The organism is Nocardioides endophyticus (assembly GCF_039543845.1).
GTDB lineage: Bacteria > Actinomycetota > Actinomycetes > Propionibacteriales > Nocardioidaceae > Nocardioides > Nocardioides endophyticus.
The window spans coordinates 331105-346211 of record NZ_BAABKN010000019.1 but is presented as its reverse complement, the minus strand read 5'-3'; the positions used below and the strand labels follow the sequence as shown (position 1 = coordinate 346211).

Here is a 15107-nt window from a genome sequence, read left to right as displayed (position 1 = left end):
GACCATCATCCCGGCTGCTCGTCGCGGGCCGGTGACGCGGGTTCACCCACCGGACTACGTTGAGCCTTGTCCGTCACCGTCCGTTAGGAGCGCCATGACCCTCGACCGTCCGGTCACGCCGAACCCGTACGACCTGCTGCCCGCCGTACCGTCCTTCACGGTGACCAGTGCAGACATCACTGACGGCGCACCGTTGAAGGACGACCAGGTCGCCGAAGCGGGCAACACCTCGCCGCAGCTCTCCTGGGAGGGCGCACCTGAGGGCACGAAGAGCTACACGGTCACCTGCTTCGATCCGGACGCGCCGACGCCGAGCGGCTTCTGGCACTGGGTCCTGGTGGACCTGCCGGCCGATGTCGCGTCGCTCGACGCGGGCGCCGGAGCCGAGGGCACGTCCCTGCCCGGCAACGCGTTCATGTGTCGCAACGACGGTGGCCCGAAGGCATTCATGGGCGCCGCCCCGCCGCCGGGCGACCAGGTGCACCGCTACTTCTTCGTCGTGCACGCCGTGAAGGAGGAGTCCCTGGGCGTCGACTCCGACGCCTCGCCAGCGGTGGTGTCGTTCAACCTGGCGTTCAAGACCGCCGGGCGCGCGATCCTCCACGGGACCTACCAGCACTAGCGAGGTCGCGACCGGCGTGTCGAGACCCAGTCGGCGGCGCAGGCAATTAGCGGCCCGACGCCTCGCGGAGCAGCTGCTCGAACGGGGTCGGCTCGGCGAACTCGTCCTCGACGGTCCTGCGGACCGGGCTCGCACTGTCCACCCGGCTAACCTTGCCCATCAGCAGGGCCAGCTCCCCCGCGGCCCGGGCCACCCGGGAGGCCAGGTCGGTCCCGGCGAAGTCCTCGGTCGCGGCGAAGACGCCGGTCGGCACCACGACCGCGTGCAGGTAGGCGAAGAGCGGGCGCAGGGCATGCTCCAGAACGAGTGAGTGCCGGGCGGTGCCGGCCGTCGCGGCGACCAGCACCGGCTTGCCGTCGAGCGCCCCGATCTCCAGCACGTCGAAGAACGACTTGAAGAGGCCGGAGTACGACGCCGAGAAGACCGGCGTGACGACGATCAGCCCGTCGGCCGCGCGGACCGCCTCCTGGGCCGCCGACAGCTCGGCACCGGGGAACCCGGTCAGCAGCTGGTCGGTGACCTGGTGGGCGAGGTCGCGCAGCTCGACGTGGGTGACCTCCACATCCTCCAGCGCCTCGACCGTGGCGGCCGTGAGCCGGTCGGCGAGGAGCTTCGTGGAGGAGGGGATGCTCAGGCCGGCGCTGATGACGACGAGCTTCGTCATGCCACCACTTCCGCTCGGTCCGTGGTGCCGGTGACGTCGTCGACCGCGTGCACGGTCGAGTCGTGAGCGCCGCCGGCGGCGGCGACCAGTGAGGCGTGGGTGGGCGCGTCCGGCACGTGGGCCGGACGACCCTCGGCCATGCCCTTGCGCAGCTCCGGCAGCAGCTCGCCGAGGAGGTCGAGCTGCTCCAGCACCGTCTTCAGCGGCAGGCCTGCGTGGTCCACCAGGAAGAGCTGACGCTGGTAATGGCCGACGTAGTCACGGAAGCCGAGCGTGCGCTCGAGCACCTGCTGCGGGGACCCCACGGTCAGCGGCGTCGCCTCGGTGAAGTCCTCCAGCGACGGGCCGTGGCCGTAGACCGGCGCGTTGTCGAAGTACGGCCGGAACTCGTCGACCGCGTCCTGGCTGTTCTTCCGCATGAAGAACTGCCCGCCGAGGCCGACGATCGCCTGGTCGGCGGTGCCGTGCCCGTAGTGCTCGAACCGGCGGCGGTAGAGGTCGACCATCTGCTTCGTGTGGCCGGCCGGCCAGAAGATGTGGTTGTGGAAGAAGCCGTCGCCGTAGTACGCCGCCTGCTCGGCGATCTCGGGGCTGCGGATCGACCCGTGCCAGACGAACGGCGCCACGCCGTCGAGCGGCCGCGGGGTGGAGGTGTAGCCCTGGAGCGGCGTACGGAACTTGCCCTCCCAGCTGACGATGTCCTCATCCCAGAGCCGGCGGAGCAAGGCGTAGTTCTCCACGGCCAGGTTGATGCCGTCGCGGATATCCTTCCCGAACCACGGGTAGACGGGCCCGGTGTTGCCGCGGCCCATCATCAGGTCGACGCGGCCGTCGGTGAGGTGCTGGATCTTGGCGTAGTCCTCGGCGATCAGCACAGGGTCGGTCGTGGTGATCAGCGTGGTCGCGGTCGAGAGGATGATCCGCTCGGTCTGTGCGCCGATGTAGGCGAGCGTCGCAGTGGGGTTCGACGCGATGAACGGCGGGTTGTGGTGCTCACCGGTCGCGAAGACATCGAGGCCGACCTCTTCCGCCTTCTTGGCGATCGCGACGGTGGCCTTGATCCGCTCGTGCTCGCTCGGCGTCCGACCCGTGGTGGGGTCCGCCGTGACGTCGCCGACGGTGAAGATGCCGAACTGCATGTCCGCTCACTCCTGAAGGTAGTTGGATGCCCGCCAATTTAGTTGAATAGCGAACTAACCGCTCAACGACGCGCGGCACCCCGGTATTCCTGCCACCATCCTCGCGTGCCCCTGCCCCGAGCCCCACGCGGCTGCCCCGTCTGGGTCCCCGCTCTGATCCTCGTCCTGACCGTCAGCCAGCTCGCCATTGCCGAGTGGGCGCCCGGCATCGACCGGTTCGCCGACAAGGCGTTCGGGGCGCGACTCATCGCCTATCCACTGATGATGCTGCTGATCCCGGCGCTGTGGTGGCTCGTCGTGAAGCGGCGTCGCCCCGACGAGCCCCCGCCGTACGGCGCCTTCTCGCTGATCATGCTGGGCTTCCTGGTCGACGTCACCGGCAACAGCCTCGACCTCTACGACTCGCTGGTCTGGTGGGACGACCTGAACCACTTCGCGAACTGGTGCTTCCTGCTGACCGGCATCGGCCTGCTCATCGGCGGGCCGGTGCGGCCCGGGTGGGCCCGCGTGCTGCTGATCGCCGGGCTCGGCGCCATCCTGGCGATCGGCTGGGAGCTCGGCGAGTGGTACACGTTCATCCGGCACGGCACCGAGATCGACACGGCGTATGAGGACACCCTGGGTGACGAGACGCTCGGGACGCTCGGTGCGCTGCTCGCCGGGCTCCTGGTGCAGACCGTGCTCCACCGCCGCGAGCGGAAGCAGGGCCACTCGCTGGAGGACCCTGCCGAGTCCGCCAGCCACGCTGGTCGCTGAGCCGGATGGTGGTGGCGAGGCTCGTCACTAGTGCTCCTCGCACCGTCCGCTCGAAACCACTCTTAGTCACTGGACGTTGAAGGGTTGAGTGCGGGGCGGTGCGGGTACGGGAGGCAGGTGCGCCTGACCCGGCCGTTGCTCCTGCTCGCCGTGATCTCGGCCGCGCTCCTGGGTTTCGCGGGGTCGGCGTCCGCTGACGAAGGCGACAGGCCGGTCGTTCGGGTCGGTACCGAGGGCGTCTACCCGCCCTTCAGCTACCGAGACCAGGACACCAACGAGCTGACCGGCTTCGACATCGACGTGGTGAAGGCGGTCGCCGAGGAGGCGGGGTGGGACCTGAAGTTCGTCGAGGCGCCCTTCGACTCCCTGTTCCCCGCGCTCGACTCCGACCGCATCGACGTCATCGCCAACCAGGTGGCGATCAACCCCGAGCGCAAGGCGCGCTACCTGTTCAGCACGCCGTACACCTACTCCCACGGCGTCATCGTCACCGCAGTCGACAACGACGACATCACGACGCTCGATGACCTCAAGGGACGGACGACAGCGCAGACCGCCAGCAGCAACTGGGCGCAGGTCGCCAAGGACGCGGGCGCGAAGGTGCAGTACGTCCAGGACTTCGGTCCTGGCGTCGAGCTGCTGATCCAGGGCCGGGTCGACGCGATCGTCAACGACAACATCGCGGTCCTCGACTACCTCGCCACCTCGGGCACCGACGAGGTGAAGATCGCGGGTGACGCCGGTGACGAGATCCTCGAGCAGGCGCTGACCTTCCGGAAGTCGGACGCGGACCTCCAACAACAGGCGAACGACGCCATGAAGGCGCTCACCGACGACGGCACCCTCGCGAAGATCTCCGACGGCTACTTCGGCGCCGACGTGACCGTGCAGAGCGGGTCCGAGGACGTCGACGTCGAGGCCTCGGACTCGCGCACGACCTGGGAGGTGGTCAAGGACACCGCGTGGCCGATGTTCGTGGGCCTGATCAAGGGCAACATCCCGCTCACGCTGGCCAGCTTCGTCATCGGCATGGTGCTGGCCGTCGGTGCGGCGCTCGCCCGGCTGTCGTCGAGCCGGATCCTCGACTGGATCGCTCGCGCGTACATCTCGGTCATTCGTGGCACCCCGTTGCTGGTCCAGCTGTTCATCGTCTTCTACGGCCTCCCGCAGATCGGCATCGACCTCGACCCCTACCCCGCGGCCATCGTGGCGCTGAGCCTCAACGTGGGCGGGTACGCCGCGGAGGTCGTGCGCGCGTCGATCCTCTCGGTGCCGCGCGGGCAGTACGAGGCGGCCACGGTCGTCGGCATGGACTACTGGCAGTCGATGCGACGGATCGTGCTGCCCCAGGCCGCGCGCATCGCCGTACCGCCTCTCTCCAACACCCTGCTCTCGCTGATCAAGGACACCGCGCTCGCCTCGCTCGTCCTGGTGCCCGAGCTCTTCCGGGAGGCGCAGGTGACGGCAGCGGCGACCACCGAGTACCTCCCGCTCTACGCCATGGCCGCGCTCTACTTCTGGGTGGTCTGCTACCTGGTCTCGGTGGTGCAGGGACCGCTGGAACGTCGACTGGGGAGGTACGTCGCATGAGCACCTCACACCTGACCGACCTGATCGAGGTGCGCGGGCTGGAGAAGTCCTTCGGTGACCAGCAGGTCCTGAAGGGGGTCGACTTCAGCGCGGAGTCGGGCACCGTCTCGGTCCTGCTCGGTCCGTCGGGTTCCGGCAAGACCACCGTGCTGCGCTCCCTGAACGTCCTGGAGACCCCGGATTCCGGGCTCGTGCGGATCAGCGATGCCAGCCTCGACTTCGGGTCGCCCCCGACGGACAAGTCGGCGTACCGCCGGGCGGTGAAGGCCCTGCGTGCCCGCAGCGGCATGGTCTTCCAGTCCCACAATCTCTTCCCGCACAAGACCGTCCTCGGCAACCTGATCGAGGGACCGGTCCAGGTGCAGGGCCGCGACCGCGACGAAGCAGCGGCCGCCGCACGCCAGCTGCTCGAACAGGTCGGCCTGGCCGGTCGCGAGGACGCCTACCCCTCACAGCTCTCCGGTGGGCAGCAGCAGCGGGTCGGGATCGCCCGCGCGCTGGCGCTCAAGCCCGAGGTGCTGCTTCTCGACGAGCCGACCTCGGCCCTCGACCCCGAGCTCGTCGGCGAGGTGCTCGCGGTGATCCGCGACCTCGCCGCCGAGAACTGGACCCTGGTCATCGTCACCCACGAGGTGCGCTTCGCGCGCGATGTCGCCGACCAGGTGCTCTTCCTCGACGGCGGAGTCGTCGCCGAGCGTGGCGGCGCCGAGGTGCTGACCGATCCACGCGAGGAGCGCACTCAGCGCTTCCTGTCGCGCGTGCTCGACGCTGGTTGAGCAAGCGCGCGGGACGTCATCCAAATCGTGGCCCCTGACCCACGATTGGTATGACGCCCCGCGTCCGTCAGGACAGGGGAGCCCTCAACGACGCGCGTACGGCGTACCGCTCCCCCGCGACGTCCACCTCGAAGCCACCGGCGGCAAGCCAGTCCGACGTGACCGGGCCGTCGTGGCGCAGGTAGCCGAGGCCGACGCAGGAGCCGACGGTCTCGCCCCAGGCCGCGCTGGTGACCTGGCCCACCGGAGCGCCGTCGCGGAGCAGCAGCTCGCCGCCCCAGAGCATCGGGGCGGGTGACTCCACGACCAGGGACACCAGCCGTCGGCGAGGGCCGCCACCGGCGAGGGCCGTCCGATGCGCCTCCAGCGCGGCGCGGCCGAGGAAGTCCTTCCCACCCTTGAGCGCGGTTGCGAAGACCAAACCGGCCTCCACCGGTCCGTAGTCGGGCGTGAGCTCGCGGCCGAAGGCGCGGTAGCCCTTCTCCAGCCGCAGCGACTCGATCGCGTAGTAGCCGGCGTTGGTCGCACCGCCGGCGACGATCGCGTCGTACACGGCACCGGCGTCCGCCACGGGCACCATCAGCTCCCAACCGACTTCGCCGACGTAGGTCATCCGGGTGGCCCGGAGCGAGACACCGGCGACCAGGACCTCGCGGCTGGTCGCGAACGGGAACCCCTCCTCGGACCAGTCATCCTCGGACAGACCGGTCAGCAGCGCTCGCGAACGCGGACCCATGACCCCGAGCACGGCGTACTCCTCGGTGGCGTCGCGAGCAGGTACGCCGTGCCGGGCCAGCCAGTCCAGGTCGCGCACCGTCGTCGCCGAGCTCGAGACGAGCAGGAACGCGTGAGTGCCGGTGCGGGTGACGGTGAGGTCCGCCTCGTAGGTGCCGCGGGCGTTGAGGAACGGCGTGTAGACGCAGTGGCCGACCGGGACGTCGACGTCGGCGGCGCAGATCCACTGCAGCCCGGCGAGCGCATCCGGCCCGGCCACGACGTGCTTCGAGAACGACGTCTGGTCGAAGACGGCCACGTCACCGCGGCACGCGCGCTGCTCGGCCGCCGACCATGCCAGCCAGTCCGGCTTGCGCCAGGCGTAGTCGAGGCTCGCGCCGGCTGGGCCGAAGACGTTCGGCCGCTCCCAGCCCATCCGAGTCCCGAAGAGCGCCCCGGCCGCTGCGACCCGGTCGTGCACGGGCGACACACGTTGCGGGCGCGCTGACTCGAGCTCGCGGTTGGGCCACGGCACCGCGTAGTGCAGCCCGAGGACTTCGGCGACCCGGGATCTCAGCCACCCGTTGTCCGCGTGCAGCGGCGCGAACCGGCGTACGTCGACCGCGACCAGGTCGTCCTGCGGCTCGCCCGCCACGATCCACTCGGCCAGCGCGCGACCGGCACCGCCGGCGGACGCGATGCCGACCGAGTTGAAGCCGGCGCCGACGAAGAAGCCGCGCAGCCCCGGCGCCTCGCCCAGCAGGAACTGGTTGTCGGGCGTGAACGACTCCGGCCCGTTGTAGAACTTCCGGATCCCGGTCTCCTCGAGCGCCGGGATCCGCAGCAGCGCCTGGTCCATCAGCACCGAGAAGTGCTCCCAGTCCTCCGGCAGCAGCTGGAACTCGAACGGGTAGGGCAGGTCGTCGGGCGAGCGCCAGGGCTTCGCCTCGGGCTCGAACCCGCCGACGACCAGGCCGCCGGTCTCCTCCTTGAAGTACGTCCAGCCATCCGGGTCGCGCATGATCGGCAGGTCAGGGTGCACGCCGTCGATCGCCTCGGTCACGACGTAGAAGTGCTCGGCGGAGTGCAGCGGCACCGGTACGCCGACCAGGTCACCGAGAGCCTTGGCCCACTGGCCGGCGCAGTTGACGACGACCTCGGCCTCGACCGTCCCTCGGTCCGTGACCACCCCGGTGACCCGGCGACCAGCCGGTCCGTCCTCGACGGTGAAGTCGGTGACCCGCACGCGTTCGGTGATCCGGGCGCCGTGCATCCTGGCGCCCTTGGCCAATGACTGGGTCACGTCGGACGGGTTGACCTTGCCGTCGCCGGGCAGCCAGATCGCGCCGAGCAGGTCGTCGACCCGCATCGCCGGCCACAGCTCGTGCGCCCGGTCCGGCGAGACCAGCTCACAGTCCATGTCGTACGCCGTCGCACTGGCCGCCGTACGACGCAGCTGCACCATCCGGTCCTCGGTCCGCGCGACGATGACCCCGCCGACGTTGCGGTAGCCGGTGGCGAGCCCCGTCTCGGCCTCGAGCGACTGGTAGAGGTCGGCGGAGTACTGCACCAACCGGGTCCCGCTCTCCGATGCCCGCAGCGGACCGACCAGGCCGGCCGCGTGCCAGGTGGTGCCGCACGACAGCGTGCCCTGCTCGAGCAGCAGCACGTCGGTCCAGCCGAGCTTGGTCAGGTGGTAGGCCACGGAGGCGCCGATGACGCCGCCGCCGACGATGACGACCTGCGCGCGGGCGGGGAGCTCGGTCACGATCGGCCGTCCTGCGTCGAGGTGGTTTCGAGGCCACCACCCGCCACCTCCTCCAGCAACCGCGTGAAGTCCTGTCCCCGGAAGGTCGCGACGGACTTCTCGAACCGCTCCGTGCCCCACCCGATGAAGTCGTAGTCGATCGGGCTGGCCGCGGCCTGGATGAAGCCCCACAGGGACCAGCCGTACTCACTGACCAGCATCTGCAGTCGCACTCGGGCGAGGTCGGACCGGGTCAAGGTGCCGAAGTACGCCTCGGCGTACGCCTCGACCAGCTCGGGCGTGAAGTCACACTCGGTCGCGGTGTTGCCGAGCTCGAAGCAGACGTCGTTGTTGCCGGAGTACTCGTAGTCGATCAGCCGGCACCGCGCACCGTCGTCGACGAAGTTCGCGGCGAGCAGGTCGTTGTTGCACGGCGCGGTCGGAGCGGCCCGTACGGCGAGAGCCCGGCGTACGGCGTCCCACGCGTCGGCGTGGTCCAAGTATCCCGGCGGGAGGCCGTAGCCGCGTTCACGCACCGTCGTGAGGTACGCCGCCTGACGGACGAACATGTCGAAGTCCCCTTGGAAGCGCGGCCCGGAGTGCAGCGCGCGGGTCGCCGAGGCGGCGCGCGCCAGCACCCCGGGGTCGGCGAAGTCCGCGTTGTCCAGCGACCGGCCTGGCAGGAAGGCGATCACCAGCATCGACAGATCGGGTCGGTACTCGACCACGTCGGCTCCGACACCCGCCTCCGCCGCAGCCCTGGTGTTGAAGGCCTCGGCGTCCCGGTCGATCCCGAGCAGCTCGGCGTCGCCGTGCGACCAGCGCACCACGACATCGACGCCGTCGTCGGTCTGCACATGCAGGTTGGTGTTGGTCAGCCCTCCGGGGAGCTTCTGGACGCGCCTGGACCGCCCCGCCAGGCAGGCGAGGCGGTCCAGTGCAGGTTCGATGTCGGTCAACTCAGTTGTCGAAGGCCTTCACGACCGCCTCGTCGATCGTGTGCTTCGGACCCTTGAACCAGTGCTTCGCCGAGGTCTGCCACCAGATCGTCAGCAGCAGCAGGGTGCCGAGGGTGACGATGGGCGCGTAGTTCACGAACTTCCACGAGAAGTCCGCCTCGCTGAAGGGATTGCCGCCCGGCAAGGACGGCAACATCAGGTACAGCGACACGATCAGGATCTCGAGCACCGCGATCGGATTCATCCACTTGTACTTCTTGCCGTTGGTCCACGCGCCCTCCTCGAACGCGTCGCCCATCCGCCAGCGCAGGAAGATCGGGATCGCGAACGCCAGGTAGAGCCCGATCACTGCGATCGAGGTGACGGCGTAGAAGGCCACCGGGATGATCAACGGTTCCTCGGGCGTCCCGATGTTGACCTCGATCAGCGCCGGCAGCGTGACTATGGCGGCGCAGACCCCGACGAAGACGACCGCGTTGGCCGGCACCCGCGACGAGGTCAGCTTCTGGAAGATCGCCGAGCCGGGGATCGCACCGTCCCGGCTGAACGCGAACGTCATCCGCGACGCCGAGGTCATGCACGACGTAGCGCAGAAGAACTGCGCCGACGCCGAGATGAACAGCACGAACGTCGCCCAGTTGGTGCCCAGCGAGTTCACGAAGATGTAGGCCACGCCGCCGCCGCCGACCCCGACGTTGTCGGGCGACCCATCCGCGGCGTCAGGGATCGCGAACACCACGCAGAGCAGCAGGATGTAGCCACCGATCACGGAGTAGAAGATGGAGCGCCAGATGCCCTTGGCAGCCCCCATCGAGGCCGCGTTGGTCTCCTCGGAGAGGTGCGCACAGGCGTCGAAGCCGGTGATCGTGTACTGGGTCAGCAGGAAGCCGAACGGCACGATCGCGAACCAGAACATCAGTGTGCTGGTGCTGCCGTCGCCGTACCCCGAGTTGTTGAACCGCTCCGTGAACACGTAGCTGAAGCTCTGGTGCTGGTCGGGCACGAGGATCAGGATCAGGACGATGACCGAGGCCCCGGCGACGTGCCACCACACCGACACGTTGTTCATGATCGCCATCAGGTGGCTGCTGAAGATGTTCAGCACTGATGCCAGGGCGAGCACGACCACGAAGATCAGGAAGACTCGGGTCAGCGAGTAGTCAGCGGCGTACGACTCCGACCAGGTGCTGATCGTGAGGTCGATGAACGTCGCGCAGCCGTAGGAGACACCTGCGGTGACGGCCACCAGGCCGATCAGGTTCAGCCATCCGGTGAAGAACCCAGCAGCTGGACCACCGAGCTTCGACGCCCACCAGTAGATGCCGCCCGAGGTCGGGTACGCCGAGACGAGCTCGGACATGGTGAACCCGATGATCAGGATGAAGACGCCGAGGATCGGCCAGGACCACGAGATCGAGATCGGTCCGCCGTTGTTGAAGCCGGCGCCGAAGTTGGTGAAGCAGCCGGCGAGGATCGAGATGATCGAGAAGGAGATCGCGAAGTTCGAGAAGCCCGACCAGGAGCGGTTGAGGTCCTGCGAGTACCCGAGCTTGGCCAGGTGCTTCTCGTCGTCACTGAGCTCCGGTACGGGATGAGCCGGCACCGGCTCGTGTGCTTCAGGCATGGGACAGCCCTCCGGGGAGTTCGTGCGAATGTGAACCGGACGCTAGACCCGCGCCGATCAGGGTGTCCATACCCAACGGCTAAATTGGTATGAACTCAGACCATTGACGTCATTGACACTCGCGTTCCCAGCCTCCAAGGATTGAGCCCATGACCGCGTCCCCCCACCCGTCGGCGGAGCACCCGCTCCCCCAGGCGGTGCTCCGGCCGGTACGCGGTCACCACGCCTTCGAGGCCTGCGTGGAGCAGCTCGGGACGGCGATCCGTCTGGGCGTCTACCCGCTCGGCACCACGCTGCCAGCCGAGCGTGACCTGGCCGCGCGGCTCCAGGTCTCACGGGCCACCCTGCGCGAGGCGATGGCCGCCCTGCGCGAGGCTGGACTGGTCGAGACCAGGCGCGGCCGCGGCGGCGGCACGGTCGTCACGCTCAAGGCCAAGTCGCCCAGTGCGCGTGCGGCGGCCCGGCTGGACCAGACCCAGCGTCGGGACTGGCTCGACGCTCTCGACTACCGGCGCATCGTCGAGCCCGGTGCCGCGTGGCTCGCCGCCCGCGCCGAGCTCTCCGCAGACCGACGCGCCGAGCTCGAGCGCGCGCACGCGGACGTGGCCGTCGCGAAGCGGCCCGCGGCCCACCGGCAGGCGGACTCCCGCTTCCACCTCACGGTCGCATCCCTCGCCGACTCCCCGCGCGTGATCGAGGCGGTGACCTCGGTGCAGTCGACGCTGCACGAGATGCTCCTGGCGATCCCGGTGCTCGAGGCCAACATCGGGCACTCCGACCGCCAGCACGCCGCGCTCGTGAAGGCGATCGTCACCGGCGACGCGGAGCGCGCGCGCAAGGTGATGGAAGAGCACTGCGACGACACGGCCGCGTTGTTGCGCGGGCTCGTGGGCTAGACCCGAGGACCTGAGGGAAAGGAAGACCGCGTGCGCAACAGCCGCCATCTGTCGATGGAGCAGCTCCTCGCCCGGATCCAGGAGGGCGAGATCGACACGGTCGTCGTCGCCTTCACCGACATGCAAGGCCGGCTCCAGGGCAAGCGGCTGCACGGACGCTACTTCGCCGACGTCGTCGTGCGGCACGGGACCGAGGGCTGCAACTACCTGCTCGCCGTCGACGTCGACATGAACACCGTCGGCGGCTACGCCATCTCCTCGTGGGAGAAGGGGTACGGCGACATGGAGTTCGTGCTCGACGACCGCACGATCCGTCTCCTCACCCACCTGCCGTCGACCGCGATGGTGCAGTGCGACCTGGTCTGGCCTCCCGATGAATCAGGTCAGCACTCGCCTGTGGTGCAGTCGCCCCGGGCGATCCTGCAGAAACAGCTCGACAAGTGCGCCGAGCGGGGTTGGGTCGCCCTGGCCGGCACCGAGCTGGAGTTCATCGCGTTCGACACGACGTACGAGGCCGCGCACGACGCCCGCTACCACGACCTGACGCCGGTGAACCAGTACAACGTCGACTACTCGATCCTCGGCACCACGCGCGTCGAGCCGCTGCTGCGAGCGATCCGCAACACCATGTACGACGCCGGCCTGGACGTCGAGGGCGCCAAGGGCGAGTGCAACCTCGGCCAGCACGAGATCGGGTTCCTGTACGCCGACGCGCTCACCACGGCCGACAACCATGTCGTCTACAAGACGGTCGCGAAGGAGATCGCATCCCAGCAGGGCAAGGCGATCACGTTCATGGCGAAGTACGACCAGCGTGAGGGCAGCTCGTGCCACATCCACCTGTCGCTGCGCGGTGAGGACGGCGAGCTGGTCTTCTGGAAGGACGACGGCCGGACACCGCTCTACGATCACTTCATCGCCGGGGTGCTGGCCACGATCGCCGACTTCACCCTGCTCTTCGCGCCCAACATCAACTCCTACAAGCGGTTCGCCGACGGCTCCTTCGCGCCGACGACGATCGCGTGGGGGCTCGACAACCGGACGTGCGCCGTACGCCTCGTCGGGCACGGCGCCGGTGCCCGGATGGAGAACCGGGTCCCGGGCGCGGACACCAACCCCTACCTTGCCCTGGCCGCGATGCTCGCCGGCGGCCTCTACGGCATCGAGCACGAGCTGGAGCTCGAGGACGAGCTGGTCGGCAACGCGTACACCTCGGACCGCCCCAAGGTGCCGGCGACGCTCGCCGCCGCCCGGGAGGCGTTCACCACCTCCGAGATCGCCCGGGCGACCCTGGGGGACGACGTCGTCGACCACTACGCCAACATGGCCGCCGTCGAGTTGGCGGCCTTCAACGCTGCCGTCACCGACTGGGAGCTCTTCCGCGGATTCGAGAGGCTGTAGTGAGCGACGTCTACACCGTCATCAACCCGGCAACCGCGGCGCCGGTCGTCGACGTACCCCTGGCCTCGCCGGCGGACGCCGACGCCGCGATCGAGCGGGCCCACGCGGCCTTCCCTGCGTGGAAGGCGGTGCCGCCGGGCGAACGTGCCGCAGTGCTGCGCCGGTTCGCGGCCGTAGTGGACGCGCACATCGACGAGCTCGCTGAGCTCGAGGTCCGCAACGCCGGCCACACCTGGGGCAATGCGCGCTGGGAGGCCGGCAACGTACGCGACTGCCTCAACTACTACGCAGGCTCGCCCGAGCGACTCTTCGGACGCCAGATCCCGGTGGCCGGCGGCATCGACGTCACCATCCACGAGCCGCTCGGCGTCGTCGGGATCATCGTGCCCTGGAACTTCCCGATGCCCATTGCGGGCTGGGGTTTCGCTCCCGCGCTGGCTGCCGGCAACACGGTCGTGCTCAAGCCGGCGGAGCTCACGCCGCTGACCGCGGTCCGGCTCGGTGAGCTCGCCCTCGAGGCCGGTCTGCCGGCCGACGTGCTCACCGTGATCCCGGGCAAGGGGTCGGTCGTCGGCGAGCGATTCGTGACCCACGAACTCGTCCGCAAGGTGTGCTTCACCGGCTCGACCGCGGTCGGCAAGCAGATCATGCGCGGGTGTGCCGACCAGGTGAAGCGGGTGACCCTCGAGCTCGGTGGCAAGAGCGCCAACATCGTCTTCGCCGACGCCGACATCGCCGCCGCGGCCGCGAGCGCGCCGTACGCCGTCTTCGACAACGCCGGTCAGGACTGCTGCGCCCGCTCCCGGATCCTGGTCGAGCGCTCGGCGTACGACGAGTTCCTCTCGCACCTGGAGCCGGCTGTGCTCGGCATGCGCGTGCTCGACCCCAGCGACGAGTCCAGCGAGATGGGCCCGCTCATCTCCGCACAACAGCGCTCGGCCGTGCGTGGCTACCTCGACGAGGTCGACGTGGCCTTCGCCGGCACGACGCCGGGTGGAGACGGGTTCTGGGTGCCGCCGTCAGTGGTGACCGTCGAGGACCCGGCGACCCGGATCTGGCGCGAGGAGGTCTTCGGCCCGGTCGTCGCGGTGATGCCGTTCGACGACGAGGCGGACGCCGTCGCGAAGGCCAACGACACCGAGTACGGCCTCTCCGGCTCGATCTTCACCAACGACCTCGGCCGCGGCCTGCGGGTCGCCCGAGGTGTCGAGGCCGGCAACCTCAGCGTCAACTCGCACTCGTCGGTGCGCTACTGGACGCCGTTCGGTGGCTACAAACAGTCCGGCCTCGGCCGGGAGCTCGGCCCGGACGCCCCCATGGCGTTCACCGAGGAGAAGAACGTCTTCATCGCCCATTGACCAACCGGGTCGTCCGCCTCTCCGCTAGCCATAGGTGCTTGTGAAGCGGACGACCCGACACCAGAGAGGCAGCACCCCCACATGGCAGGACGCATCCAGGACCGGGTCGCGGTCGTCACCGGCGGCTGCTCGGGCATCGGCCTCGCAACAGTCCAGCGGTTCGTCGCGGAGGGCGCGAAGGTCGTGATCGGTGATCTCAACGACGAGCGCGGCGCCGAGATCGTGGCCGACCTCGGGGGCGCCGACGTGGCGACGTACGTCCACGTCGACGTCACCGACAAGGACCAGGTCGACGCGCTGTTCAAGACGGCGAAGGACACGTACGGCTCGGTCGACATCGCGTTCAACAACGCCGGGATCAGCCCGCCGGAGGACGACTCGATCCTCGACACCGACCTCGACGCCTGGCGCAAGGTACAGGAGGTCAACCTGACCAGCGTCTACTTGTGCTGCAAGGCCGCGCTCCCTTACATGATCGAGCAGGGCAAGGGCTCGATCATCAACACCGCGTCGTTCGTGGCTGTGATGGGAGCCGCGACGTCCCAGATCTCCTACTCGGCCTCCAAGGGCGGTGTGCTGTCGATGTCGCGCGAGCTCGGGGTGCAGTTCGCGCGTCAGGGCGTGCGGGTCAACGCGCTCTGCCCCGGGCCGGTCAACACTCCCCTGCTGCAGGAGCTGTTCGCGAAGGACGAGGAGCGCGCCGCGCGCCGTCTCGTGCACGTGCCGATGGGTCGCTTCGGCGAGCCGGAGGAGATGGCGTCCGCCGTGCTCTTCCTGGCGTCCGACGACTCCTCGTTCATGACCGCCAACACGTTCCTCGTCGACGGCGGCATCTCCGGGGCCTACGTCACCCCCCTCTGA

13 protein-coding genes are annotated in these 15107 nt (G+C 69.1%); 8 read left to right on the top strand and 5 right to left on the bottom strand.

The annotated features are described in order from the left end of the window. The first annotated feature begins 94 nt into the window (after positions 1 to 94). A complete protein-coding gene (locus ABEA33_RS16270; RefSeq protein ID WP_345527880.1) occupies positions 95 to 622 on the top strand; it encodes a YbhB/YbcL family Raf kinase inhibitor-like protein in 528 nt (175 codons plus the stop codon). 46 nt (positions 623 to 668) lie between these two features. Here the strand turns inward: ABEA33_RS16270 and ABEA33_RS16265 are convergent, their stop codons facing one another. Both ABEA33_RS16265 and ABEA33_RS16260 read right to left on the bottom strand, forming a co-directional pair. Beyond that, a complete protein-coding gene (locus ABEA33_RS16265; RefSeq protein ID WP_345527879.1) occupies positions 669 to 1286 on the bottom strand; it encodes an FMN reductase in 618 nt (205 codons plus the stop codon). After that, complete coding sequence (locus tag ABEA33_RS16260) at positions 1283 to 2425, bottom strand: LLM class flavin-dependent oxidoreductase (RefSeq protein WP_345527878.1); 1143 nt, start codon at positions 2423 to 2425, stop codon at positions 1283 to 1285. The genes ABEA33_RS16265 and ABEA33_RS16260 overlap by 4 nt, the downstream gene beginning before the upstream one ends. A gap of 105 nt (positions 2426 to 2530) precedes the next feature. Between ABEA33_RS16260 and ABEA33_RS16255 the strand changes: the two genes are divergently transcribed. From ABEA33_RS16255 to ABEA33_RS16245, 3 genes are all read left to right on the top strand, one after another. Beyond that, a complete protein-coding gene (locus tag ABEA33_RS16255) occupies positions 2531 to 3181 on the top strand; it encodes a DUF2238 domain-containing protein (RefSeq protein ID WP_345527876.1) in 651 nt (216 codons plus the stop codon). Between the two features lie 117 nt (positions 3182 to 3298). Then, positions 3299 to 4771, top strand: a complete 1473-nt coding sequence (locus ABEA33_RS16250) for an ABC transporter substrate-binding protein/permease (RefSeq protein ID WP_345527875.1) — start codon at positions 3299 to 3301, stop codon at positions 4769 to 4771. Then, complete coding sequence (locus ABEA33_RS16245) at positions 4768 to 5547, top strand: amino acid ABC transporter ATP-binding protein (protein ID WP_345527874.1); 780 nt, start codon at positions 4768 to 4770, stop codon at positions 5545 to 5547. Before ABEA33_RS16250 ends, ABEA33_RS16245 begins: the two co-directional genes overlap by 4 nt. Positions 5548 to 5614: 67 nt before the next feature. On the opposite strand, the gene ABEA33_RS16240 is transcribed toward ABEA33_RS16245, so the two are convergent. Genes ABEA33_RS16240 through ABEA33_RS16230 form a run of 3 tightly spaced genes read right to left on the bottom strand, consistent with a single transcriptional unit; the run spans position 5615 to position 10591 of the window. Then, positions 5615 to 8029: a GcvT family protein gene (locus ABEA33_RS16240; RefSeq protein WP_345527873.1), complete on the bottom strand. Its 2415-nt coding sequence runs from the start codon at positions 8027 to 8029 to the stop codon at positions 5615 to 5617. Beyond that, positions 8026 to 8967, bottom strand: a complete 942-nt coding sequence (locus ABEA33_RS16235; protein WP_345527872.1) for an LPS biosynthesis choline kinase — start codon at positions 8965 to 8967, stop codon at positions 8026 to 8028. The genes ABEA33_RS16240 and ABEA33_RS16235 overlap by 4 nt, the downstream gene beginning before the upstream one ends. A gap of 1 nt (position 8968) precedes the next feature. After that, a complete protein-coding gene (locus ABEA33_RS16230) occupies positions 8969 to 10591 on the bottom strand; it encodes an amino acid permease (RefSeq protein WP_345527871.1) in 1623 nt (540 codons plus the stop codon). A 149-nt stretch (positions 10592 to 10740) separates the two neighbouring features. Between ABEA33_RS16230 and ABEA33_RS16225 the strand changes: the two genes are divergently transcribed. The 4 genes from ABEA33_RS16225 to ABEA33_RS16210 all read left to right on the top strand — a co-directional run bounded on the left by ABEA33_RS16225 (position 10741) and on the right by ABEA33_RS16210 (position 15107). After that, complete coding sequence (locus tag ABEA33_RS16225) at positions 10741 to 11487, top strand: FadR/GntR family transcriptional regulator (protein ID WP_345527870.1); 747 nt, start codon at positions 10741 to 10743, stop codon at positions 11485 to 11487. Between the two features lie 30 nt (positions 11488 to 11517). Further along, positions 11518 to 12888, top strand: coding sequence for a glutamine synthetase family protein (locus tag ABEA33_RS16220; protein ID WP_345527869.1), 1371 nt, complete (start codon positions 11518 to 11520; stop codon positions 12886 to 12888). Further along, positions 12888 to 14246 (top strand): aldehyde dehydrogenase family protein, encoded by a 1359-nt coding sequence (locus tag ABEA33_RS16215; protein WP_345527868.1) that lies wholly within the window; start codon positions 12888 to 12890, stop codon positions 14244 to 14246. Before ABEA33_RS16220 ends, ABEA33_RS16215 begins: the two co-directional genes overlap by 1 nt. Before the next feature lie 81 nt (positions 14247 to 14327). Then, the gene (locus tag ABEA33_RS16210; protein ID WP_345527867.1) at positions 14328 to 15107 is read left to right on the top strand and encodes a 3-oxoacyl-ACP reductase; all 780 of its coding nucleotides are present in this window, start codon (positions 14328 to 14330) and stop codon (positions 15105 to 15107) included.

What these genes read in the sequence shown, in the direction of transcription:
- ABEA33_RS16245 (WP_345527874.1), top strand. Translation starts at nt 4,768, where the DNA reads ATGAGCACCTCACACCTGACCGACCTGATCGAGGTGCGCGGGCTGGAG.
- ABEA33_RS16230 (WP_345527871.1), bottom strand. Translation starts at nt 10,591, where the DNA reads ATGCCTGAAGCACACGAGCCGGTGCCGGCTCATCCCGTACCGGAGCTC.
- ABEA33_RS16225 (WP_345527870.1), top strand. Translation starts at nt 10,741, where the DNA reads ATGACCGCGTCCCCCCACCCGTCGGCGGAGCACCCGCTCCCCCAGGCG.
- ABEA33_RS16265 (WP_345527879.1), bottom strand. Translation starts at nt 1,286, where the DNA reads ATGACGAAGCTCGTCGTCATCAGCGCCGGCCTGAGCATCCCCTCCTCC.
- ABEA33_RS16210 (WP_345527867.1), top strand. Translation starts at nt 14,328, where the DNA reads ATGGCAGGACGCATCCAGGACCGGGTCGCGGTCGTCACCGGCGGCTGC.
- ABEA33_RS16270 (WP_345527880.1), top strand. Translation starts at nt 95, where the DNA reads ATGACCCTCGACCGTCCGGTCACGCCGAACCCGTACGACCTGCTGCCC.
- ABEA33_RS16260 (WP_345527878.1), bottom strand. Translation starts at nt 2,425, where the DNA reads ATGCAGTTCGGCATCTTCACCGTCGGCGACGTCACGGCGGACCCCACC.